The organism is Sphingobium chlorophenolicum (assembly GCF_000722875.1).
Lineage (GTDB): Bacteria > Pseudomonadota > Alphaproteobacteria > Sphingomonadales > Sphingomonadaceae > Sphingobium > Sphingobium chlorophenolicum.
Genome location: NZ_JFHR01000011.1, coordinates 84,588 through 106,481, shown reverse-complemented (window position 1 = coordinate 106,481; position 21,894 = coordinate 84,588). Strand labels below are relative to the sequence as shown.

The window sequence follows — 21,894 nt, the reverse complement described above, 5'->3', positions numbered from 1 at the left end:
ATTGGTTAGCGGCTGTAATTCAACCGGCTTGACCACTTCCGTCGGCCCCTCGCGATCCAATGTCGATAGCGCGGTTCGCAAACAGTCGATAGACGGCGTCCAGATCATAGACCTTGATCCGGCGGGGGTCGCGGCCATGCCCAAGGATAAAGAGGCCGAGGGCTTGGCGCGTACCATCGGCGATGCGGTTCCATTCAATGCCATTGTCGGCCCCGGTGACGGCATCTCTATTTCTGTCGTTGAAGCTCCACCAGCAGTATTGTTTGGAGCCGGGACATTTGGAGAGGGACAAGAGAGCATCGAACAGGTTTCAAACGGATCGATGCCGGAAATTATGGTAAATCCCGCCGGCCAAATAGCGGTGCCGTTTGCAGGGCAAATACAAGCTGCGGGCCGTACTCCCGAAGAGATTGCAAGGGATGTCGAACTACGCTTGCGCAAAAAGGCCCATCTACCCCAAGTCTCTGTCCGAATCGTGAGGAATGCAAGCGCGAATGTCGTGATCGGTGGGGAGGTGAACAACTCAACCCGTCTACCGCTTTCCCCGAAAGGAGAAAGATTGCTGGATGCCATATCTGCAGCGGGAGGCGTAAAGCCCGCAGCCAACAAGACAACCATTCAGGTTGCCCGTGGAAGTAAAATTGCCTCCATGCCCTTGGACCTGATTTTCAAACATCCTACAGACAACATCATACTACAAGCAGGCGATGTGGTGACGGCGATTTATCAGCCGTACAGCTTTACCGTCTTGGGAGCGGCATCGCGCAGTGGTGAGGTTGAATTCGAGGCGACCGGCTTGACTCTGGCCCAAGCGCTAGGTCGAGTGGGAGGGTTACAAGATCAACGCGCCAATCCTAAGGGCGTATTTTTGTTCCGCTGGGAAGACAGCGGGGAACAAGGAAGCCCCAAGAAAATCCCGGTTATCTATAGGATCAACATGAAAGATCCTGCTATGTATTTCGTTATGCAAAAATTTCAAATGCAAGATAAGGATGTTCTTTATGTCGCCAATTCTTCATTAGCGGAATTTCAGCGATTCGCTGGTATAATTGCGTCAACGCTGCTCCCAGCCGTAGCGGTTAGTAACGCTGTCCGCTGACCGTCTGCATTGTCAAATCACGGGGACATACACTCCCGTGATTTGATCATCGGAGTATCTTGTGGACTATTTGGGAGTTCACCCGCCGCTTTGAGTGAGCGTCGGACATGGCTTCCATGTGCAATGATGACTTGGAATATGCCGCAATCGCCCGTCACAGCTCGCTAGAGGCGTTTCAACAAGAATGCGCCCAGCCTAAATATAAGGGCGCACTTCTAACACCAACCAAAATATCATTCAGATTCATGTCTTTTGTATGATAAATTTAGGAGCTTCAATCGCAAGTGGCTTTTCTACTTTCGCAGAAAACTCCCCGGCTGCTTTCACAACTCCAGGCCAAGAAACGTGATAATCATCACCAATTAAATATCCACCAGTTTGGAGAATCTCCCAATAATCCTCTATATCTTGAATAGCTTCTCTGTACTCATGCGCAGCATCGACATGGATTAAGGTTGGATTTATACCAGCGGTCCTTATTATCTTCGCGGCAGTGCTCGATGTCTGCGCCATTGGAACAATATAGTCTGTCAATCCCGCACGATACACATTAGACATAAATATGTTGTAGAGATCAGGCAGGCCGTTTTTCCTGGAAAATAGTTTACGTTCCGGAAACCAATGCTCGGGAGAACCCAGAAAAGTGTCTACGGCGATTACTACGCCGTCTATGCCGTTAGCTTTCAGAGCGTTCGCCATCGTTATTGTTGATTGCCCTTTCCAGACACCAACATCAACAATGATCTTAGATCCAGGAGAGGATGTGAGTCTTGACAGGGAAGGATGGGTTCCATTCCAGCCTTGAACATTTTCCTCAGTGACCTGGGGTGAAAAGTCTTCCCAGACATTGTGTCTGTACAACTTTTGCATAACGGTTTCAAAAATGGCGGTCATAATATTGCCTTTCTAATCTTTAGTTCTCGCGAAAATGGCTTGGCAAGCCTGAAACCGATTTGCATCGCGTTGCTATCAATGTTGAGAAACAGAAATCTTATTTAGAGGAAGACTGATTAGAGGGTAGTTAACATTAAAAAAGCGAAAACGGTATCTTCCTACGTAATAGACCCGCTGACCTTGGCATCTCTCATACCAAATTCCATCGGGATCCCGCATATTAAATCGCCCTTTTCGATCGTGAGAAGTTAGTGATACAGTCCACGATGTCGAAAAACATTTCGACTCGCAATTATCTTCAGTTCAATTTAAACGGCACTCGAGCGTAAATTGAATTCTTCCTCTGACTGTCCCAGAAATCCTTAGCGGGCGTGGGGTTGATTTCAGAGTAGCCGTTTTTCTTCGGCCTGATGAAATGCCCCATCATGAACATTTGCCCGTTAGGCTTTATAACAGGTATGGCATACTCAACTGGGTTCGTCGGAAGGTTCATCTTTACCGGCTTCGCCTCGTTGAAAACGTTTGGGCGCAGTGGCTCGGATATCGCTGCAATTGAAGGACGATAGCATCCCGGCCCATTGCTGGCTGGCGAAGTGCAGTCATCACCGCCGCTCGCGTACATTATGTACAGGGTGTTCCGAGATTGAAAGGTTCCAAACAAGTCAAAAATTTTCCCGCTCATCGGGCCAGCTGAATTGCGTTGCCAAACATCCACGGCAAGCGGCGTTGTCGCAGGAGCAGGTTTATCACCCCCCCCCTTTATCGCGACGCCTGTCCGGGTCGGAAGCAACCGCGTGCCACGCACTCGCCAGTCACTGAGTTGACCATTCTTCCACAAGTTGGCCGTCCAATAGACATACAGCTTATTCTTATATGCAAAAAGGTGGGGAATTGCTGCGGCCCACATAAAGTTTGCCCCTACGACTCCGCTAATTAATACCCGAGTGCGTGAAAGATCAATGCTACGCTTCTTTGGATCGTAAACACCGATACAAGACGAAGTCCCACTAACCTTATAATCCCCGCCATTTTGAATAATACACTCAAAGGCAACATATGTAATCCCGCCAAATTTTGCGACACTTGGATCATAAGCCGATTTAATAATCGCACCCTTCATCGCACCACCAGTGATGCGAGAGCGAGATACACCGGTCGCTGGATCTGTAGAGGTGTCCAGAAGCGGCTTGATCACCTTAAACCTATTATTTTTCCAATCGAGCTGGTCCAACATCAAGCTCCAGCGATTGTAACTTTTTCCAGTTTTTTGATTGTCCGGATTACCCCCAGAACAATCGCTGGCATTGGCAGGTGGCGCAAGCTCGCCTTCTGCCGTGAGCAACTGGCGACCCATGAAAAGATTTGGATTGTCTGGCAACTGGGCGAACGCAGACGCATTGCATCCCGGCGGTACAACCACTTGGAAGTCTAGGGGTGCCGTTGCGGCAGTCTGAGCCGATGCGCGGAGCGGTAACACCATCGATATCCCTAAAAATGCACGAACCGCAAGGCCGCTCCGAGTCATATCCGTTACTCCCAAGGTAGCGTGGGCAAGACTACGCTACGAAACGACGCATTGCTTAGCAATTAACGTAATGAGGGCTCCCACTGTGGAACCGCGATACGTCCACAAACCGACGTCGAACCGCCCTCACATCAACCCCACCTAGCGCAGATACGCATTTTGCAGCGCCCTGAGCGCCGCGACACAGAACCATCCATGCCACAGCTTTAAATTCAAATCCGGGATCAACGCGCTACACGGTAACGAATTATTCCTTCATCAAGCCGACGCCACACAAAGTTACAGTTTCGATCATCAGATCCGAGCATAAATATCTTCATATCTAACAATATCGTCCTCCCCAACATAAGATCCCGTTTGCACTTCAATGAAAACCATCGGTATTCGGCCCGGATTTTCAATCCTATGCCGCGCACCAAGAGGTATATAAATCGACTCATTCTCACCCAGTAATGTTTCATGCCCATCCAGCGTCACCTTCGCCGTGCCCTCAACGACAATCCAATGCTCGGATCGATGGAAATGGCTTTGAAGGCTCAGCGATGCTGCCGGCAGAACGGTAATGCGTTTCACCTGAAAACGGCTGCCTACAACCAGGCTTTCATACCACCCCCAGGGCCGGAAGTCCTTGGAAAATGCCTCGGCCTGACTAGCACCTTTGCGTTGCAAGGCTTCCACAGCCAACTTAACATCCTGGGAGCGCGATTTGTCCGCGATGAGAACAGCGTCGTGCATCGCCACGGCGACGATGTTGTCAAGGCCAAGACCAACAATCTCGAGACCCTCACTTTCAGAACGCAACAATGTATTTCGGCAATCGATCGCCGTCGCGCGGGCGGATGAAACAACGCCGTGTTCGTCCATATCCGAGTGGCTCCAAACAGCGTCCCAGCCGCCCAAATCAGACCATTCTGAATCATACGGAACGACAGAAAGGTTGTCCGCTCGCTCCATAATTGCATAATCTATCGCGACGCTTTCCACCTCTTGCCACGGCTCTGGCGCCAAGCGACAGAACCCCAGATCACCTTCTGCTCGCGCAATCGATTGGTCGACGGCAGACAAAATATCGGGGGCATATTTCTGGAAGGCCAATATCAGATCTTTCACAGCAAACAGAAATATGCCGGCGTTCCAAAGGTGGTTGCCCGCCTCCAGCATTCGGAAGGCGCGTTCGGCATCGGGCTTTTCCACAAAGCTTGTGAGCTTGATCGGGCGACCGGAGCCATCTGGGGCCGATGCAACCTGCAGATAGCCGTAACCCGTTTCTGCACGGGTAGGGCGTATTCCGAAAGTAACGAGATCACCAGCATTTGCGGCAGCAAGCCCGCTCGCCACCGCCTTATAGAACGCCGCCGTATCTGGCACCACGTGGTCCGAAGGCGCCACTAGTATGACCCCATCGGGTTGCTTGCGAGACAGATAAAGTGCCGCAGCCAACACGGCCGGCGCCGTATTGCGAGCTTCCGGCTCAATCAGAATAGCGTGCGGATCAATGCCCTCATTAGCAAGTTGGTCCGCAACGATGAATCGAAACAGAGAATTTGTGAGAACGAGGGGCTTACCAAACGTAAACGCCCCCGCGCTGCCGGAAAGGCGGCGCACCGCCGATTGGAAAAGGGTGGCTTCGTCTACAAGTGGAACGAACTGTTTGGGATACGATTTGCGGGACAAAGGCCAAAGGCGGGTTCCTGAACCGCCTGCGAGTATGACGGGCGTGATTTCAACGATCGAGGAACCATTATTATGCGACATAATCTGCCTATGTTGTTCGAGACATGCGCTGATCTAAACCAATGAATGCATTAGGCAAGCCGGCACAGTTCATTCAACCTTACCGGTCGACAGCACCTCTTCCTGATTCCCATTGGCAGCGCTCTTCCAATCCTGGCAGATATCAAGCAATCTTACGGTCCGAGACGCGTCCATGGTCCGCGTCCATTATTGGATGAATGATCGAATTCCGCCAAAGCAGCTGGCGGAACCAAGGCACAGCTTAGCGATGACAAGCACAGTAGGGTATCTGCCTTGGCATGCTCGCATGCATCCATTATATCAACTGCCCGCAACCCGGACGTTTGTACAAGCGGAGGTGACCGATGGACCAATTGGGCAAATCCCGGGCGAGCTTGGTCCTGAGTTTTATCAACCATATGATTTACAATAATAAAATTGGCACTAGCCACCGCCTTGACATCGCAGGGGTCGCAAATTCAATCCTTGCCACGCTCACCATTATAAGGCCTTAGTAATCTTCGGATTTCTAGGGTCTTGTTTGTTTCTGCCCTGCCTGACCAACGCCATTTCGGCGCTCCGGATACAATTTCAATACAGGATTCGCCATATGACGACTCTTACGAAGCATAACAAGGTTGGTTATGTCCGTAAACGCTTAGGCGACCGATTAGCTGCGAATGGCACGAGCGATAGCTACGCTCGCTGACATACATGGGGAGGCAGAGCAGTTCAGCGGGCCAACGGCTGCGAGAACAGCGAACTTCACGGCTTTTGGCTCACAAAGAACATGTGGCTTTTTAGGATTTTCCTCTTTTCCCGAAGCACACGGTTCTCAAGGCGAAACCGTTCATTCTCCGACGCAAGACCTGTCTGCGACGGTGCCGCCAAGTCTGAGGATCGGTGGTGTGACACCTATTTGTCAGGGTCGACTTGCCGATACCGAATCCGACGCAACCTTTCCCACGGCACCCCCTGATCAGCGCAATACCGCTACCGATCCAGCATCGACCTGGACCGCTATTTCGTGGCCGTGATGGCGTAACCCAGGCTATCGTCCTTCGATCCAAGACCCAAAGCCAAGCTGAAATGCGCCAGAAGCAAAAAGAGGAGGACAAACGGCAGCAGCAATAGCAGCGAGGCCCATTTCAAAACGCTGAAGCGTGACGGCTTCGCCAGACGAAGCGCAACGACGATCAACTTATTCGCAATGACGGCAATGTCATTGCCACGCTCCTCGATATGGGTGCCTGTGAACAACCCGAACATGCGATATAGCGCAAATTTGGTGAAACGGTGAAAGTCATAGGGGGCATAATGAACACGGGCGGAAAAAGGCACCGTGGCAATCAGCTTCCCCCCCCGGTTTCAGCACGCGATGCATTTCCGCAATCAGAGCCATCGGTTCGGGAGAATGTTCCAGCACCTCGGTGCAGAGTATCGCGTCGAAAGTCGCGTCCGGAAAGGGAATGTAAAGGCCATCGAAGGCGAGGATTTCGGCATTGCCCTGCATATCGAACGCACCCGCTTGCGGCACGTCGATTCCGGTGTAGCGCACCGCTTCAGGCAAGAAGCTGCGATATGGCATTTCCCCGCACCCGACGTCCAACAGATCACCATGTAGATCGGCAAGGCGAGGCCCAAGGAAAGTCCAGATTGTTCCCAATTGCAGATCGACGAAACGGCGCAATGCGAAGGCGACGCGGGATGGCAGGGATGAGCCGACCCGCAGGGGGATGGGTTTGAAATGTTCGACGCCGGTATGGGTTGGTGCAGCCATGAAATAAAACCCTCTTGCCGGCACCGGTGCAAATGACCGATCCTTCTACTTGATGGATACCGTAACGCTCTTTGGTTGAACAAATCTTAACTATATTTGATGAATTTGCGGACATGAGAGAAGCGCCCTTTGTCGCGGCCAAGCCGCAGGACACTTACCTATTGGCCCAACGCATACGGGAGCAGGCTCTGCGCATGGTCACGCGCGCCAAGGCCTCGCATGTCGGCTCGGCGCTGTCGATCGCAGATATCATGGCAGTGCTTTACGGCCGGGCGCTGCGCGTCGATCCCGACGCCCCTCGTCATCCGGAGCGGGACCGCTTCATCCTGTCAAAGGGTCATGCCTGCGTCGCTGTCTATGCTGCACTTGCTGAGACGCGGTTCATCGAACGGGCCTCGCTGGAGACCTATGGCGTCAACGGTTCGATATTGATGGCGCATATCAGCCACAAGGTGCCTGGCGCGGAATTTTCGACCGGAGCATTGGGCCATGGACTTCCCTTCGGCACCGGCAAGGCCTTGGCGGGAAAGCGGCGCGAGGCAAGCTGGCGCACCGTCGTGCTCACCAGTGACGGCGAATGGGGGGAAGGCAGCAACTGGGAAGCGGCGCTGTTCGCTGCCCATCACAACCTCGATAATCTCATCTGCATCCTCGACTATAACAAGCTCCAGAGCCTCAAGACTGTGGATGAAACGCTGAGGCTGGAGCCGCTGCATTCCAAGTTCGAAGCCTTTGGCTGGGCCGTGCGCGAGGTGGACGGTCACGATCATGGGGCCCTTGCCGATGCGCTGGAAGGCGCGCCCTGGGAGGCAGGCAAGCCGATGATGCTGATCGCCCATACGATCAAGGGGAAGGGCGTCAGCTTTATGGAGAACAAGGTGGAATGGCATTATCGCAATCCCACTCCGGAACTGCTAGAAGTCGCCCTGGCAGAAATCGCGGGGGCAAATAGCGATGCGTAATGCTTTCATAGAGGAGCTGACCGCGCTCGCCGCGACCCATGACAATATCGCCCTGATCGTCGGCGACCTTGGCTATAGCGTGGTCGAGGAATTTGCCGACCGCTTCCCCGATCGCTTCATCAATGCAGGAGTCGCGGAGCAGAACATGACGGGCCTGGCCGCAGGAATGGCGAGTGAGGGCTATCATGTCTTCACTTATTCCATCGCCAATTTCCCGACCTTCCGCTGCGCCGAGCAGATTCGGAACGATATCGACCATCACCGGCTGCCCGTGACCGTGGTCGCGGTGGGCGGCGGCGTCGCCTATGGCGCGCTTGGCTATTCGCATCATGCGGTGCAGGATTACGCATTGATGCGCGCCATGCCCCACATGATCATCGCCGCCCCCGGCGATCCGCTGGAAACGCGGGCCTGCCTGAGATGGCTGGTAGCAAATCCCGGCCCTTCCTATCTGCGCCTCGGCAAAGCGGGCGAGCCGCGATTTCATGAAAGCATGCCCGATGTCGCGCCGGGCCGTTGGGTGCCTGTCCGCGACGGGCGGGACGAAGCGATCATGCTGTCGACCGGCGCCGCGCTGGGCGCGGCCATCGCTCGCGCAGCAGGCCGGGCCGTCTGGTCGTTGCCGCTATGGAGCATGGCGGCCAAGGCCGAACAATCTGTGCAACTCGCCCGGCACGAGCGGGTGACGACGCTGGAGGATCATCTCGCCGACGGCGGTTTCGGATCGTGGCTGACGGAGGCTGTCGCGGGAACACCTGCCGCCGCATGCATCGAGCCCATCGCGTTATCTCCTGAAATTTGCGACATGGTCGCAGACCAAGCGACGCTCAACCGCATTGGAGGACTCACCTCCTAACGCTTTTTTTACCATGCCTGTCCATAGGATATGACCTATGAAAGCGATCATCCTTGCAGGGGGCCTCGGCACCCGACTTGCCGAAGAAACCTCGGTCCGGCCCAAGCCCATGGTGGAAATCGGCGGCAAGCCGATCCTGTGGCATATCATGAAAATCTATGCCCAGCATGGCGTCGATGAGTTCATCGTCTGCCTTGGATACAAGGGCTATATGATCAAGGAATACTTCTTCAATTACGCACTGCACATGTCCGACGTGACGATCGACCTGCGACGCGGCACGATGGATGTACATCGCAATGCCTGCGAGGATTGGAAAATTTCCCTGATCGACACCGGCGCGGAAACGATGACCGGCGGCCGCCTGCGTCAGGCGATGCAATATCTGGGCGAGGATGAAGATTTCTGTCTGACCTATGGCGACGGCGTCAGCGACCTCAATGTCAGCGCCGCGATCGATTTCCATCGCTCCCATGGCCGCAAGGCGACCGTGACGGCAGTGCGTCCAGCAAGCCGCTACGGCCAGCTCGACCTTGATGGCGACCGCGTTGCCGCCTTTGCCGAAAAGCCGGTCGAGGAAGGGGGCTGGATCAATGGCGGCTTCTTCGTCCTCAACCGCTCGATCGGCAATTACCTTGGTAATTCCGATGCTTGCATATGGGAGCGGGAGCCGCTGGAGGGCTTGGCTTCGGACGGCGAATTACGCTCCTTCTTCCATGACGGCTTCTGGCAGCCAATGGACACTCTGCGCGACCGGCAGATGCTGGAAAGCATGTGGGAACGCCAGGAGGCACCATGGAAAAGCTGGCATTAGTGGGCCGTAACGGGTCCGTACCTCTGCCCGATCCTGCCTTTTGGGCTGGGCGGCGCGTACTGGTGACGGGTCACACCGGCTTTAAGGGAAGCTGGCTTCTTGTGCTGCTCGACGCGCTGGGCGCGCGGGTGACGGGCCTGGCGCTCCCGCCCGAGACGGTGCCTTCCATGTTCGACATGATCGGGGGCGGGTCGCTATGCGATCACCATGTCGCGGACATAGGGGACGCTGCCGCTGTCGAAGCGATCTTCGCTCAGGCAAAACCCGAAATCGTCCTGCACCTTGCCGCGCAGCCGCTGGTACGCGCTTCCTATGCCGATCCGCTGGCGACCTATCGCACCAATGTGCTGGGCACTGCCCATGTGCTGGAAGCATGCCGCAATACCCATTCGGTAAGCACGATCGTCTCAGTTACCACCGACAAATGCTATGCCAATGATGGCCGCGCGGAGGGTTATCGCGAAGATGCCCCTCTTGGCGGCCATGATCCATATTCCAGCAGCAAGGCCTGCGCCGAACTGGTAAGCGCCTGCTGGCGCGACAGCTTCCTCGGCGAACGCGGCATCGGCCTTGCGACGGCAAGGGCAGGCAATGTCATTGGCGGGGGAGACTGGTCCACCGATCGGCTGGTGCCCGACGCGATCCGCGCCTTGTCCGAAAAGCGCGCGCTGGAAATCCGCAATCCTGACGCCGTGCGGCCCTGGCAGCATGTGCTGGAACCGCTGACTGGCTATCTGCTGCTTGCACAAGCGCTTGCCAACGACCCGTCCCGCTTCGCGCGCGGCTGGAATTTCGGTCCTGCCCCGGCTGATATGGCGAGTGTATGCCAGGTCATCGATATGCTCGGCCGGCATATGGGCGCGACCCGGCCCTGGACGCGGCAGCCCGGCGATCACCCGCATGAGGCGGCCATGCTGACGCTCGACTCTTCAGCCGCTGCCGAGGCACTTGGCTGGCGTCCACGCCTGTCACTCGACCGCGCTCTGGCGCTGACCGCCGACTGGTACCGCGCCACCGACAAGCGAGCGGCCACTCGCGCGCAGGCGGGCGATTTTCTCGCCATGGTGCCAGCATGAACCGCATCCTCATCACCGGAGCGGGCGGGTTCGTGGGCGCGGCGGTGGCGGATCTGGCGGCGCGGCAGGGGCATCAGGTCACCATATTAGTGCGCAACCCGGCGGGGGCGCGGGTGGTAGCGCTGGCGGACCGCTGTACAGTCGCTGTCGGGGATCTGGCTGACAGAGCGGCGGTGCGCGCCGTGCTGACAGAGGTCCGCCCCGACATCGTCATCCATTCCGCCTGGGAGGGCGTAGGCGGCCCCGGCCGCGCAGGCGACATCCAGCTAGAAAATATCCGCACCACCGTCGCGCTGCTCGACGAAGCCATTGCTCAGGGCGCAAGCCGCTTTATCGGCATCGGCAGCCAAGCCGAATATGGCCGCCATGACCGCCGCATAGACGAAAGCGCCGCGACGGAGCCCTTCCTTCTCTATGGTGCGGCCAAGCTGTCCGCCTGTCACCTGACGCGCCAGCGCGCGACCGAGGCGGGGATCGGCTTTGCCTGGCTTCGGCTCTTTTCGCCTTATGGTCCGGGGGACAATCCCAACTGGCTGATCCCCTCTGTCGCGGCGCAGATCATAGCCGGTCGACCACCGCGCACCAGCCCTGGAACCCAGAAATGGGACTATCTGCACATTGCCGACTGCGCGCAGGGCATATTGGCTGCTGCCCTGACAGACGGCGCAAATGGCGTCTTCAACCTGTCGAGCGGTCGCTCCGTTACCGTGCGTTCGATTGTCGAGCGCATCCGCGACTTGGCCTGCCCAGGCCTTGCCCTTCGCTTCGGCGACATTCCCTTCGGCCCCGACCAAATCATGCATCTGGAGGGCGATTGCAGCCGCCTGACCGATGCGACGGGCTGGATGCCCCACATCGCCGTTGAGGAGGGCCTCGTCACTGTGGTCGACGCGTTGAGACAGGCCGCATGATCACCCCCCCTATTGACCGCCGGTTTATCGGCTTTCTCATCGCGGGCGGGATCAATACACTGTTCGGCTATTGTACCTTTGGAGGTCTGGTGCTGATCGGCATGTCACCCCATGTCGCCCTGATCGTCAGCACCGTGGCTGGCATACTCTTCAATTTCCTGACGGCCAGTGCCGTGTTTCGTTCGCGCGATCCGCGCCGATTGCCGCCCTTCCTCCTCGTTTATGCCTTCATACTGGGCCTCAACATGCTGTTGCTGGATCTGGGCATGCGGGCGGGACTCGGCCCTCTGCTAGCGCAGGCGCTGATCCTGCCGATTTTCACCCTCACCTTCCTTGCAATGCGCCGCTTCGTGTTCGGGGCCTCGCCGGAGAAGACATCATGAAGACCATCTCCATCGTGACGCCATGCTTCAACGAGGCGGACAATGTCGAGGCATGCCGTGCCGCGGTCGCCGCCCTCTTCGCCCCCGGCGCGCCGCTGGAGGGCTACCGCCGCGAGCATATTTTCGCCGACAATGACAGCAGCGACGGCACGCAGGACATATTGCGCGCGCTCGCGATTGCCGATCCGTCGATGAAGGTGATACTGAATGCCCGCAACTACGGGCCTTTCCGTTCAAATTTCAACGCACTGCGCGCCGCGACCGGCGATGCCGTGGTGGTATTTCTGCCCGCCGACCTTCAGGATCCGGCGGAGATGATACCTGAATTCGTGAAGCTGTGGGAAAGCGGTGTGGAGGTGGTCGCCGGAGCCCGCGTCAATCGGCAGGAAAGCCTTGCGCTGCGAAGCTGCCGCGCGATCTTCTACCGCACCGTACGCAGCCTCAGCGACATTGATATACCTCTGAATGTTGGAGAATTTCAACTGCTTGACCGCAAAGTGTGGGAAGCGGTCATCAGCCATGACGACCATTATCCCTATATTCGCGGTATCATCGCCTCGGTCGGGTTCCGGCGCGCCATCGTCCCCTATACCTGGGCGGCGCGGCGATCGGGCATTTCCAAGAATAACTTGCCGCGCCTCATCGATCAGGCGCTGAACGGCATTTTCAGCTTCACCAACGTGCCGATGCGGCTATGCACCTTCGCCGGGGTGGGCATGGCCGCTCTCTGCATCCTCTACGCGGTTGTTTCCGTGGGTGTCTATCTCACCCGTCCGGACATGGCCCCGCGCGGCACGATGACGTTGATCGTCGCCCTCTTCTTCCTGTCAGGCGTACAGCTCGTCTTCCTGGGCATTCTGGGTGAATATGTGACCTCGATCCATGCGCAGGTCCGCAAACGCCCGCTGGTGGTCGAACGGGAACGAATCAATATGGAGGCGGATGCCGCCGCTAACGAAGTCTCGGTCCACAATCTGAAGCGGCCCAAAGCGGAGGCCGCGTGACGCGGGGCCTGACCCAAGCAGCATCCGACGATCGGCGCATGCCCCCCCTATCCGTTCCTTTGCGGGGGCTGACGGCTGCGCTTGTTGCGTTGTTCGCGCTCGACTCCATGCTGTTGCCAGGCCTGCTGGGCCTGCCGACGCCGTTGGTTGCGACCTTCGCCCTGCTGCTGCCATTGTTGCTCGCTTTTATCAGTTGGAAGCTGATGTCCGGCGAGCGTCGGATTGATTTGTGGACTCTTATCCTCTGCTTTGTTGTCGCAGCCATCCTGCTGATCCTGGGCGGAGAAGGACGGCTTTTCTATGCGACCCCCGATTGGCAGATACGCGACGCCGTGCTTGCCGACATGGGCAATCATCGCTGGCCGTTCGACTATTGGCTAGACGGTCGCACCCAATTGCTGCGCGCGCCCGTCGGCATGTATCTTGTCCCCGCACTGCTTGGCGGGGCGAGCCAGCTAGGCCGCGACTGGGCACTACTGGCACATAACAGCCTGATCCTGGGCCTTCTCTTCGCGCAGGGGGCAGCGCTTTTCGAGACGCGCCGCGCACGGCTGATCGCGCTTGTCGTCTTCATCATGTTCAGCGGGCTGGACGTGCTAGGCAATATCATCCACCAGCGGATGGTCGGCTGGGCGTATTGGGATCATATCGAAGTCTGGGCAGCTAATTATCAATATAGTTCGCACATCACCCAGATTTTCTGGGTTCCCCAGCATGGCTTTGCGGGCTGGGCATTGGCGCTAGCCTATCTTCTCTGGCGCAAAGGCCTTGCCCCCATCGGCCTTTTTGCGGCCAGCATTCCGCTTGTGGCTCTATGGTCCCCTTTCGCCCTGTTCGGCGCCCTGCCATTCGCTCTTTTCGCCGGTCTTAGCGTGCTGCGGTCCGGCTCATGGGACTGGTGCGATGTCGCCTTCTGCGCGCTGGCGCTCGCACTAGCCCTTCCGGCTCTTTTTTATCTTGCCGCAGGCGCCGGGTCGGTCGGCGGCGGCCCCCTTCCGCCCAACGGCGGCCTTTATATCCTGTTCATGATGCTGGAGGTCGTGCCCTTCCTATGGCTGCTGCTGCGCGATCGGACCAAGGGCGTCGACCGCACGACAATATTGATCGCAGGGGCCTGTCTGCTTCTTATGCCGCTCTGGAAAATCGGCGCGAACAATGATTTCGAAATGCGAGCGTCAATCATGCCGCTGGCGCTGATTGCCATTGCCTTTGCCGAATGGGCAGGCCGGCTGGAACTGCGCGAGGAAAAGGCATGGTTCCTCGTCATTCTCGCCCTGGGTTCCGTGACCGGCGCAGCCGAGATTGCCCGCGTTTTCCGTCTCGCACCATCGCCGGCTCCACAATGCTCGCTCGCGGGGGCGTGGGACCGCCAGACTGGCTTTGTCGTGCCACATGCCTCCTATTTCGCCGTACGCGATGCTTTTCCTTTCAAAATCCATCCTGCGGAACGGGTGAACAGTGCCCAGCCGGCCCATTGCTGGGATCGGCCATGGAACGTGTCGCGGTCTGACCTTGCGCGAAAGCATGGACACCCATGACCTCATCCTCGCCGATATTATTGGCCTATCTCGCGCTGCTCACCGTCGCGCTACTGACACCTTATGCCTCGTTATGGCTACGCCCGGGCCGTCCGCCGGTCTGGATCATTTGCCTGGCGATCATGGTGGGAGGGGTTGTCCTCACCGCCGCGCGTCATGGCGACGTCGCCGCGGTAGGCACGCTGCTACTTTTGCCGCTCATTGATCTTGGGATCATATCCCTTCTGGGCGGCATTTCCGTTATCCTGCTGTTCACATCGGTTATGTGGTGGTCGCCCAGCTTTGAGATCACGCCAGCCCAGTATGCGACTTTCGCCGGGCTTGCGCTGATCCCTGGGCTCCTGCTGCGTTGGAACCATTTGGCGAAGATCCCCGAACGGCAGCCGCTACTATGGCTGGCCATGCTGGTCTGCCTTCTTATCGGACTGGTTGCGGGACTGCTGACGGCTCCCTTTGAATCACTGGAACCCTTCTATACGGCTTGGCATCATTGGGGCGCCTTGCTAGCGCCGGTCGAGGCGTGGCGCGGGGGCGGTTTGCCCTATCGCGACTTTCCGATCCAATATGGGTTGGGCCCCACCGTGCTGTTGATGGCGAGTTGCGGCGAAAATTGCTGGCGCGGACTTTATAATGCCTCAATCATCGCCAATGCGCTTTATTTTGCAACGCTTGCTGGCAGCGCCATCCTTCTGACATCGCGGTCGCCGCGTGGGATACGCTGGCTTGCCCTGCTGGCAATGTTTAGCGCGAGCTTCGTATGGACCGGCTTTCCGATCCAACTTGCCGGCCCCGCATTGACGCCGGCGGTGGCGGGCCTGCGTTTCCTCACCATCTCCGCGATGCTGTTCCATATCCTGCTGGCCGAACAACGGCAGGTGCGACGGGATTGGATCGGCCATCTGCTGTGGCTGATCGATCTCTTCTGGTCGCCCGAAGCCGCCTTTTTTGGAACGGCGATCTGGTGGCCCTATCTCGCGATCCGCGATGCCGCCGCGACAGAGGGGAGGGTTGCCGTCCTGCTGGCGCAGGTTCACGGCGCGCTGCGGGGAGGAATTGCGTTGGTGTTGGGCAGTTGCGGCTTGGTCGCCCTCCTATGGTGGCTATCGGAGGGAAGCATCTCGGTCGACGACTTCTTCGCCTATATTCAGCATCCGCCAGGTATAAAGCCAATCAATCCGGTGGGAACGATCTGGATCGCGTTGGCATCGGTTGGGCTGGGCCTTGGCCTATTGCCGCGTCAGGGGCTGTCGTCGCGGACCCGCTCGCTCTACGTCTGCCTGCTGGGGTTCCTGGCGGCCATCGTCTACTTTATCAGCCGCAGCCACGACAATAACATCCTCAACCTGTTCCCATTGATGCTCCTGCTGCTGCTGGCGATCCTGGACAATGTGGAGCAGAGTGACGTCGAACAGGTCGGGATAAAGGTGCGATCCTTTATCCGGTCCTTCGTTCATGTGACGATGGCAGCCATGGTTACCTTTGTGGCAATCTTCAATTTCGGCGCATGGGCGGAAGGCATGTCGATCGCAGGTCCCCTCACGCTTGGCCCGAGACGGATGATTGCGCGCTTCGACCCCCACCATGGCGACAAACCTGCCCCGCTGCCCGCCGATGCGGTAGCAGGACTGGAATACCTTCGCGCTCGCGATGCGGGCATGGTCATTCTGCTCGACAGGCGGAAGGTGATGCCCAGTTCAGTAGGACGGTCGTGGACAGGCGTCAATAATGTTGCCAATTTTGAACCGCTGCCCGGCGCGAAGATCATCCACTATATCCAGCGAAGCGCGTTAACCTATCGGCGTCCGGGCTGGATATTGGTCGGGCCCGGCTATGAAGGATGGGCGGAGGGTTTCCAGATGGCCTATGACCTGCGCGAGCAGAGAATATTCGGCACCTACCGGGCCTATTATCTTGTGCCTCGCCGCGCCTTTGCCGGAGCGGGGGAAGTCTGGGCGGCCGCATCGCGCCTTGATCGGGACAAGCCTCCTCCATCATGACCAGAGATGTCTAATGGCTATCCTTCACGGCGTTTGAAGGGTTTATTGACAGTGCAATTTTGCCTTGAGCGCTCAAGGGATACATGTTTCCACGAGTATCTCTTTGCGCAATCCAAGCCGCGACCAGCGCGCCGACACTGATGAAGAACGTCGGTGGAGAATTCGACGCCTGCCTTAAAGAAAACCCGTGTGAAATGGTGGCCTCATCGAATGGCGATCGGCGAAGCGTTGAAACCCGAACATGATCCATAACCCTGCCATATTAGCGGCGGCACTCATTCGAGGCAGGCCGCTCGGCGAGACTTCATAGCGATCCACGACGAAAAGCCGCTATACACGTGCACTACAAATCAAGGGGTATGCCCGGATGAACGCCGAACCGATGCTCGCCGGAATCGAACTGGGGGGAAGCAAGGTGGTCATACTGGGCGCCATCGGGCGAGTGATAGTGGAGCGGGAGACGATTCCCACGACAACGCCCGCCGAGACGTTGGCCAACGCCGTCACCATCCTAGAACGATGGCATGCCGATACCCCCTTCGCGGCGATCGGCATTGGCAGCTTCGGCCCGCTGCGCCTTGACCGTCACGCGCCCGATTTCGGCGTCATGCTGCCTACGCCCAAGTCCGGTTGGGCCGGCACGGACATTTTCGGCACGCTGACGGCGCCTTTCAATTGCCCTGCCGCCATCGATACCGACGTCAACGGCGCGGCGCTGGCGGAATTGCGCTGGGGCGCGGGGGTTCAGGACAACATGCAGTCCGACAGCCTGTGCTACATCACCATCGGCACCGGCGTCGGCGGAGGCTTCGCCTTCAACGGCCGCGTCGTCCATGGCGCCATGCATCCGGAAATCGGCCATATCCGTCTTCCCCGCGCCCCAGGGGACGACTTCGCGGGCAATTGTCCTTTTCATGGCGATTGTATCGAGGGGTTGGTGTCCGGTCCGGCGCTGGCCCGGCGCTTCGGCGTTCCCGGCCACGAAATCGACGACGCCGACCCGCGATGGGACCATGTGGTGAGCGATATCTCGCATCTGGTCTCGACCGTCTTGCTGGGAACCTCAGCGCGTCAGATCCTGATCGGGGGCGGGATCGGCTTGGGGCGGCCCGAACTGCTGGGGCGGGTCCGCGAGAAAAGCGTCGTCCAGCTTGGCGGCTATTTGCCTCATATCAATGGCGACAGCATCCGGCGCATCGTCGCCGCGCCGCTGCTCGGCGATCAGGCGGGGGCCCTGGGCACGGTGGCGCTGGCCATGGATGCGTTGGGCATGGGAATCAACTGAGTTGCTGACGGCGGAACAGCGGCAGGAAGACCATCGGCACGATCAATGCGATAACGCCCGCGACCAGCGAATCGTCGACCAGCCGGTGCACGATCATGAACAATATCAGGACCGCCACGGCCGCCAGAGCGGGAAGCAGGCCCTTCTCCACCCATGGAAGAAATTGGGCAAGAACCATGGCTCTGTGCTTCGCGGGCGGGTTCATCTCTTCTCATCCTTGTCGAAGTATATAGTTTTATATAGCAACTTAAATTCAAATTGACAGGTGGGAAGGTCGCTACGGATCGTTTCCGGTCGCGCTATCGTCCCGCTTTCCGATATCGCACTTGCCTGCCGGGAGTGACCGCTCATAAAGAATTGCATGACCGCCACTCGTCTCCTTGCCCAGATGGTCGAAAACCCTGGGACCACACCAACAACCCGGACTCCGTTGGTTCGGCCGAGGGCTGGCGAGCGACAAGTCGGAATGCTGGTCGCGGATACCGGCAAGAGCGCCCTGTTTGCGCACCTGCCTTGATCGGCATCGAAGAGGGAAAGGGGAACGGCGATGTCGCGTGGAGAAATGATCGCCAACAGACGGGTGCTGTTCGTGATGGCGGTCGAGGATGAATATGGACCGCATCTCAGGGCCCGGTTCGATCCGCTGATGGTCGGCGTCGGGCCGGTGGAGGCGGCGCTCGGCACCGGGCTGGCGCTCCAGCGGCTGGAGCGGGATGGCGCATTGCCCGATCTGGTGGTGTCGCTTGGGTCGGCGGGGTCGCGCGTCTGCGCATTGGGAGAGGTCTATCAGGTGTCCAGCGTGTCCTGGCGCGACATGGATGCTTCGCGGCTGGGCTTTCCCAAGGGGGTCACGCCCTTTGCCGACCATCCGGTCGAAATGCCGTTACAGATGCCGCTGGAGCTGCGCGGGGCGCGGCTGTCCACCGGGGCGAATATCGTCGGGGGGGAGGATTATGCGGCCATCGACGCCGATATGGTCGATATGGAAACCTTCGCGGTGGTGCGGGCCTGTCAGCGCTTCGGCGTGCCGGTGATGGGGCTGCGGGGAATATCCGACGGTCCCGGCGAATTGGCGGATATGCTGGGGTGGACGCAATTGCTGGCGCTGCTGGATGAAAGGCTGGCGCAGGCGGTGGATGGGCTGGCGGAGGCGCTTTAATCAACCTTGGGACATGCCCTCCGTTGACCGCTCCCGCTAGCGGGAGGGGGACTATGACCGCTTGACCGATTTCAAGCCGGTCAATGCCCTTCGAAGGCGATGATCGCCGCCGACGCCACGCCGTCGGCTTCCAGCGCGGCCATGCCGCCCAGATCGGGCAGGTCGATGGCGAAGAGCGCCATCAGCACGGTCGCGCCCTGTTCGCGGATGAGTTGCGCCGCCGCGAGCGCGGTGCCTCCGGTCGCGATCAGGTCGTCCACCAGCACCACTCGCGCGCCGTCCGGTATCTGCCCTTCATGCAGTTCCAGCCGGTCGGTGCCATATTCCAGCACATAGTCGATGCCGACAGTCTTGCCGGGCAGCTTGCCCTTCTTGCGCACGGGCACGAAGCCGACGCCGAGCGCATGGGCCAGCGCAGCGCCCAGGATGAAGCCCCGCGCCTCGATCCCCGCGATGAAGGCCGGGTCGAGCGGCCGGGCGACCGCCGCCATGCGTTCCACCAGTTCGGCCAATCCCGCGCCGTCCGCCAGCAGGGTGGTGATGTCCCGGAACTGGATGCCGGGCTTCGGGAAATCGGGGATGGTGCGGACCAGGGCCGCCAGACTGTCAGCGCTCATTCATAACCCCTCATAAGGAAAGGGGGCCCGGTTTCCCGTGCCCCCTCCCATGTTCGGTTGCGGTCGCGATCAGGCGGCCTTTTTCTTGTCCGCCCAGATATTCTGGTAGGCCATATAAGCCAGGCCGGTCGCGATCAGCAGGAAGAAGATCGTCGCCAGACCCGCGCGGCGGCGGTTTTCCAGCTTGGGTTCGGCGGTCCAGGTCAGGAAGGCCGCGACGTCCTGCGACATCTGATCCACGGTCGCCTTGGTGCCGTCGCCATAGGTCACCTGGCCGTCGGCCGTCAGCGGCGGCGCCATGGCAAGGTTCAGGTTGGCGAAATAGGGGTTGTAGTGCAGCCCCGCCGGCGTCTTGGCGTCCGGGAATTCCTTCAGCAGCTCGGCCGGCTGTGCCTGGAAACCCGTCAGCAGCGAATAGACATAGGCGCTGCCATGGTGGCGGGCCTTGGTCATCAGCGACAGATCCGGCGGGATCGCATTGTTGTTCGCCGCCGCCGCCGCGACGTTGTTCGCGAAGGGCTTGGGGAAATAATCCGCCGGGATCGGGTCGCGGGTCGACATCTCGCCCGTCTTGGGATCGACGTCGGGGGTCTTGATCGCCCACTGCTTGGCGATCGCCTTGATCTCCGCCTCGTTATAACCAATGCCCTTGAGGTCGCGGAAGGCGACGAACTTCAGGCTGTGGCAGGCCGAGCAGACTTCCTTGAACACCTGGAACCCGCGCTGAAGCTGCGCCTGGTCATATTTGCCGAAGGGGCTGTCGAACGAGAAGGACACATGCTTGGGATCGCGGTGGAATTCATGTTCCACCGTCTTGGCCGGCGGCTCGGTGACGAAAGCCACCGCGCCCACCAGAAAGGAAATCAGCAGCCAGCCCGCGAAGAAAAGGCCGACGAGAAATGCGCCGATGCGTATCATTGGTCTTGTCCCCCTTAACCGGCGTGCGACGGCTGCGGATCGCTGCCCATGCCCGGAAGCGCTTCACGCTCCCCTTCGATGACGTCGCGGCCAAGAACCGCCTCCGTGATCGAATTGGGCAACGGCAGCGGCTTTTCGAAGCGCGAGATCAGCGGCAGGATGATCAGGAAGTGGGCGAAATAATAAGCCGCCGCAACCTGGGAGATCATCACATAGGGCTCTGCCGCCGGCGCGCCGCCGCAATAGCCCAGGATCAGCACATCGAGGATGAGGATCCAGAAGAACTTCTTGAACGTCGGGCGGTAATTGCCCGAACGCACCGGAGAGGTGTCGAGCCAGGGCAGGAAGAAGAGCAGCAGGATCGATGCGAACATCGCCAGCACGCCCAGCAGCTTCGCCGGCACGAAGAAGAAGTCGACGGTGAAGGCGCGCAGGATCGCGTAGAAGGGCCAGAAATACCATTCAGGCACGATGTGCGCAGGCGTCGAGAGCGGGTTCGCCTCGATATAATTGTCCGGGTGGCCCAGATAGTTGGGCGCATAGAAGAGCAGGATCGCGAACAGGATCAGGAACACGCCCGCCCCGAAGCCGTCCTTCGCGGTGTAATAGGGATGGAAGGGCACAGTGTCCTGCGGCCCCTTCACTTCCACGCCGGTCGGGTTCGAGGAACCCGGAATGTGCAGCGCCCAGATGTGCAGGATCACGACGGCGGCGATCACGAAAGGCAGCAGGAAGTGCAGCGAGAAGAAGCGGTTGAGCGACGCGTTACCGGGAGCGAAACCGCCCAGCAGCCAGGTCTGGATGGGTTCGCCCACCACGGGGATCGCGCCGAACAGGCCGGTGATCACCTTCGCGCCCCAATAGGACATCTGCCCCCAGGGAAGCACATAGCCCATGAAGGCGGTCGCCATCATCAGCAGGAAGATGACGAGGCCGAGCAGCCACACCATTTCGCGCGGCGCCTTGTAGGAACCGAAGAACAGGCCGCGGAAGATGTGCAGATAGACGACGATGAAGAAGAAGCTGGCGCCGTTGGCATGCGCATAGCGCATCAGCCAGCCCGCATTCACGTCGCGCATCGTCTGTTCGACGGTGCCGAAGGCGACCAGCGTGTTGGCGCCGTAATGCATCGCCATGATCACGCCGGTGACGATCTGGATCATCAGCGCCAGGCCGGCCAGGACACCGAAGTTCCAGAAATAATTCAGGTTGCGCGGCACCGGATAACCGGCGCCCACGGCGTTGTAGACGAGGCGCGGCAAAGGCAGCTTCTCGTCGATCCACTGCATCGCAGGATGCTTGGGAGTATAATGTTCAGCCCATGGAAAGCTCATGACAGTCC

The 21,894-nt window shown here is 58.7% G+C and carries 21 protein-coding genes; 12 read left to right on the top strand and 9 right to left on the bottom strand.

Going from position 1 to position 21,894, the window contains the following annotated elements; genetic code table 11:
* Positions 1 to 28: 28 nt before the first annotated feature.
* Positions 29 to 1,099 (top strand): polysaccharide biosynthesis/export family protein, encoded by a 1,071-nt coding sequence (locus tag BV95_RS07060; protein ID WP_234703109.1) that lies wholly within the window; start codon positions 29 to 31, stop codon positions 1,097 to 1,099.
* Positions 1,100 to 1,342: 243 nt separating this feature from the next.
* Here BV95_RS07060 and BV95_RS23000 read toward each other — a convergent pair whose 3' ends face one another.
* From BV95_RS23000 to BV95_RS22995, 5 genes are all read right to left on the bottom strand, one after another.
* Entirely contained in the window at positions 1,343 to 1,993 is a 651-nt protein-coding gene (locus tag BV95_RS23000) for a class I SAM-dependent methyltransferase (RefSeq protein ID WP_081873301.1), read from the bottom strand.
* Positions 1,994 to 2,291: 298 nt separating this feature from the next.
* On the bottom strand, positions 2,292 to 3,347 hold the full coding sequence (locus BV95_RS23455) for a hypothetical protein (protein ID WP_156028601.1): 1,056 nt from the start codon (positions 3,345 to 3,347) through the stop codon (positions 2,292 to 2,294).
* 465 nt (positions 3,348 to 3,812) lie between these two features.
* On the bottom strand, positions 3,813 to 5,273 hold the full coding sequence (locus tag BV95_RS07050) for a mannose-1-phosphate guanylyltransferase/mannose-6-phosphate isomerase (protein ID WP_037449236.1): 1,461 nt from the start codon (positions 5,271 to 5,273) through the stop codon (positions 3,813 to 3,815).
* A 999-nt stretch (positions 5,274 to 6,272) separates the two neighbouring features.
* Positions 6,273 to 6,521 (bottom strand): hypothetical protein, encoded by a 249-nt coding sequence (locus tag BV95_RS07045; RefSeq protein ID WP_081873300.1) that lies wholly within the window; start codon positions 6,519 to 6,521, stop codon positions 6,273 to 6,275.
* Positions 6,522 to 6,555: 34 nt separating this feature from the next.
* Complete coding sequence (locus BV95_RS22995) at positions 6,556 to 7,056, bottom strand: class I SAM-dependent methyltransferase (RefSeq protein ID WP_156028599.1); 501 nt, start codon at positions 7,054 to 7,056, stop codon at positions 6,556 to 6,558.
* Positions 7,057 to 7,145: 89 nt separating this feature from the next.
* On the opposite strand from BV95_RS22995, the gene BV95_RS07035 reads away from it, so the two are divergent.
* The 10 genes from BV95_RS07035 (at position 7,146) to BV95_RS06990 (ending at position 17,858) form a co-directional block, all read left to right on the top strand.
* Positions 7,146 to 7,994 carry a transketolase gene (locus BV95_RS07035; RefSeq protein ID WP_051749644.1) on the top strand — a complete coding sequence of 283 codons (849 nt, stop codon included), beginning with the start codon at positions 7,146 to 7,148 and terminating at the stop codon, positions 7,992 to 7,994.
* Positions 7,987 to 8,850, top strand: a complete 864-nt coding sequence (locus tag BV95_RS07030; RefSeq protein WP_037449228.1) for a transketolase family protein — start codon at positions 7,987 to 7,989, stop codon at positions 8,848 to 8,850. Before BV95_RS07035 ends, BV95_RS07030 begins: the two co-directional genes overlap by 8 nt.
* A 37-nt stretch (positions 8,851 to 8,887) precedes the next feature.
* On the top strand, positions 8,888 to 9,664 hold the full coding sequence (gene rfbF / locus BV95_RS07025; RefSeq protein ID WP_037449226.1) for a glucose-1-phosphate cytidylyltransferase: 777 nt from the start codon (positions 8,888 to 8,890) through the stop codon (positions 9,662 to 9,664).
* A complete protein-coding gene (gene rfbG / locus BV95_RS07020) occupies positions 9,646 to 10,740 on the top strand; it encodes a CDP-glucose 4,6-dehydratase (RefSeq protein ID WP_051749643.1) in 1,095 nt (364 codons plus the stop codon). Before rfbF ends, rfbG begins: the two co-directional genes overlap by 19 nt.
* A complete protein-coding gene (locus BV95_RS07015; RefSeq protein WP_037449223.1) occupies positions 10,737 to 11,651 on the top strand; it encodes an NAD-dependent epimerase/dehydratase family protein in 915 nt (304 codons plus the stop codon). Before rfbG ends, BV95_RS07015 begins: the two co-directional genes overlap by 4 nt.
* On the top strand, positions 11,648 to 12,034 hold the full coding sequence (locus BV95_RS22660; RefSeq protein ID WP_051749642.1) for a GtrA family protein: 387 nt from the start codon (positions 11,648 to 11,650) through the stop codon (positions 12,032 to 12,034). Before BV95_RS07015 ends, BV95_RS22660 begins: the two co-directional genes overlap by 4 nt.
* Positions 12,031 to 13,038, top strand: a complete 1,008-nt coding sequence (locus BV95_RS07005) for a glycosyltransferase family 2 protein (RefSeq protein ID WP_081873298.1) — start codon at positions 12,031 to 12,033, stop codon at positions 13,036 to 13,038. Before BV95_RS22660 ends, BV95_RS07005 begins: the two co-directional genes overlap by 4 nt.
* Positions 13,035 to 14,576, top strand: a complete 1,542-nt coding sequence (locus BV95_RS07000) for a hypothetical protein (protein WP_214442605.1) — start codon at positions 13,035 to 13,037, stop codon at positions 14,574 to 14,576. Before BV95_RS07005 ends, BV95_RS07000 begins: the two co-directional genes overlap by 4 nt.
* Positions 14,573 to 16,573, top strand: a complete 2,001-nt coding sequence (locus BV95_RS06995) for a hypothetical protein (RefSeq protein WP_037449220.1) — start codon at positions 14,573 to 14,575, stop codon at positions 16,571 to 16,573. Before BV95_RS07000 ends, BV95_RS06995 begins: the two co-directional genes overlap by 4 nt.
* 382 nt (positions 16,574 to 16,955) lie before the next feature.
* Positions 16,956 to 17,858, top strand: coding sequence for an ROK family protein (locus BV95_RS06990; RefSeq protein WP_037449295.1), 903 nt, complete (start codon positions 16,956 to 16,958; stop codon positions 17,856 to 17,858).
* On the opposite strand, the gene BV95_RS06985 is transcribed toward BV95_RS06990, so the two are convergent.
* Positions 17,851 to 18,063, bottom strand: coding sequence for a hypothetical protein (locus BV95_RS06985; protein WP_156028595.1), 213 nt, complete (start codon positions 18,061 to 18,063; stop codon positions 17,851 to 17,853). The two genes, BV95_RS06990 and BV95_RS06985, sit on opposite strands and share 8 nt — an antisense overlap.
* A gap of 357 nt (positions 18,064 to 18,420) precedes the next feature.
* Here BV95_RS06985 and BV95_RS06980 point away from each other — a divergent pair, with 357 nt between their 5' ends.
* Entirely contained in the window at positions 18,421 to 19,017 is a 597-nt protein-coding gene (locus BV95_RS06980; protein ID WP_037449216.1) for a 5'-methylthioadenosine/S-adenosylhomocysteine nucleosidase, read from the top strand.
* 80 nt (positions 19,018 to 19,097) lie between these two features.
* Here the strand turns inward: BV95_RS06980 and BV95_RS06975 are convergent, their stop codons facing one another.
* From BV95_RS06975 to BV95_RS06965, 3 genes are all read right to left on the bottom strand, one after another.
* Entirely contained in the window at positions 19,098 to 19,634 is a 537-nt protein-coding gene (locus BV95_RS06975; RefSeq protein ID WP_013848559.1) for an adenine phosphoribosyltransferase, read from the bottom strand.
* A 69-nt stretch (positions 19,635 to 19,703) separates the two neighbouring features.
* Entirely contained in the window at positions 19,704 to 20,552 is an 849-nt protein-coding gene (locus tag BV95_RS06970) for a cytochrome c1 (protein WP_013848558.1), read from the bottom strand.
* A gap of 14 nt (positions 20,553 to 20,566) precedes the next feature.
* On the bottom strand, positions 20,567 to 21,886 hold the full coding sequence (locus BV95_RS06965; protein ID WP_037449214.1) for a cytochrome b: 1,320 nt from the start codon (positions 21,884 to 21,886) through the stop codon (positions 20,567 to 20,569).
* Positions 21,887 to 21,894: the final 8 nt, after the last annotated feature.

Bases quoted from the DNA above. Each gene is read 5' to 3' on its own strand.
- BV95_RS23000 (WP_081873301.1), bottom strand. From the start codon at position 1,993: ATGACCGCCATTTTTGAAACCGTTATGCAAAAGTTGTACAGACACAAT.
- BV95_RS23455 (WP_156028601.1), bottom strand. From the start codon at position 3,347: ATGGGTCGCCAGTTGCTCACGGCAGAAGGCGAGCTTGCGCCACCTGCC.
- BV95_RS07050 (WP_037449236.1), bottom strand. From the start codon at position 5,273: ATGTCGCATAATAATGGTTCCTCGATCGTTGAAATCACGCCCGTCATA.
- BV95_RS07045 (WP_081873300.1), bottom strand. From the start codon at position 6,521: ATGTTCGGGTTGTTCACAGGCACCCATATCGAGGAGCGTGGCAATGAC.
- BV95_RS07035 (WP_051749644.1), top strand. From the start codon at position 7,146: ATGAGAGAAGCGCCCTTTGTCGCGGCCAAGCCGCAGGACACTTACCTA.
- BV95_RS07030 (WP_037449228.1), top strand. From the start codon at position 7,987: ATGCGTAATGCTTTCATAGAGGAGCTGACCGCGCTCGCCGCGACCCAT.
- rfbF (WP_037449226.1), top strand. From the start codon at position 8,888: ATGAAAGCGATCATCCTTGCAGGGGGCCTCGGCACCCGACTTGCCGAA.
- rfbG (WP_051749643.1), top strand. From the start codon at position 9,646: ATGGAAAAGCTGGCATTAGTGGGCCGTAACGGGTCCGTACCTCTGCCC.
- BV95_RS07015 (WP_037449223.1), top strand. From the start codon at position 10,737: ATGAACCGCATCCTCATCACCGGAGCGGGCGGGTTCGTGGGCGCGGCG.
- BV95_RS22660 (WP_051749642.1), top strand. From the start codon at position 11,648: ATGATCACCCCCCCTATTGACCGCCGGTTTATCGGCTTTCTCATCGCG.
- BV95_RS07005 (WP_081873298.1), top strand. From the start codon at position 12,031: ATGAAGACCATCTCCATCGTGACGCCATGCTTCAACGAGGCGGACAAT.
- BV95_RS06995 (WP_037449220.1), top strand. From the start codon at position 14,573: ATGACCTCATCCTCGCCGATATTATTGGCCTATCTCGCGCTGCTCACC.
- BV95_RS06990 (WP_037449295.1), top strand. From the start codon at position 16,956: ATGCTCGCCGGAATCGAACTGGGGGGAAGCAAGGTGGTCATACTGGGC.
- BV95_RS06985 (WP_156028595.1), bottom strand. From the start codon at position 18,063: ATGAACCCGCCCGCGAAGCACAGAGCCATGGTTCTTGCCCAATTTCTT.
- BV95_RS06980 (WP_037449216.1), top strand. From the start codon at position 18,421: ATGATCGCCAACAGACGGGTGCTGTTCGTGATGGCGGTCGAGGATGAA.
- BV95_RS06975 (WP_013848559.1), bottom strand. From the start codon at position 19,634: ATGAGCGCTGACAGTCTGGCGGCCCTGGTCCGCACCATCCCCGATTTC.
- BV95_RS06970 (WP_013848558.1), bottom strand. From the start codon at position 20,552: ATGATACGCATCGGCGCATTTCTCGTCGGCCTTTTCTTCGCGGGCTGG.
- BV95_RS06965 (WP_037449214.1), bottom strand. From the start codon at position 21,886: ATGAGCTTTCCATGGGCTGAACATTATACTCCCAAGCATCCTGCGATG.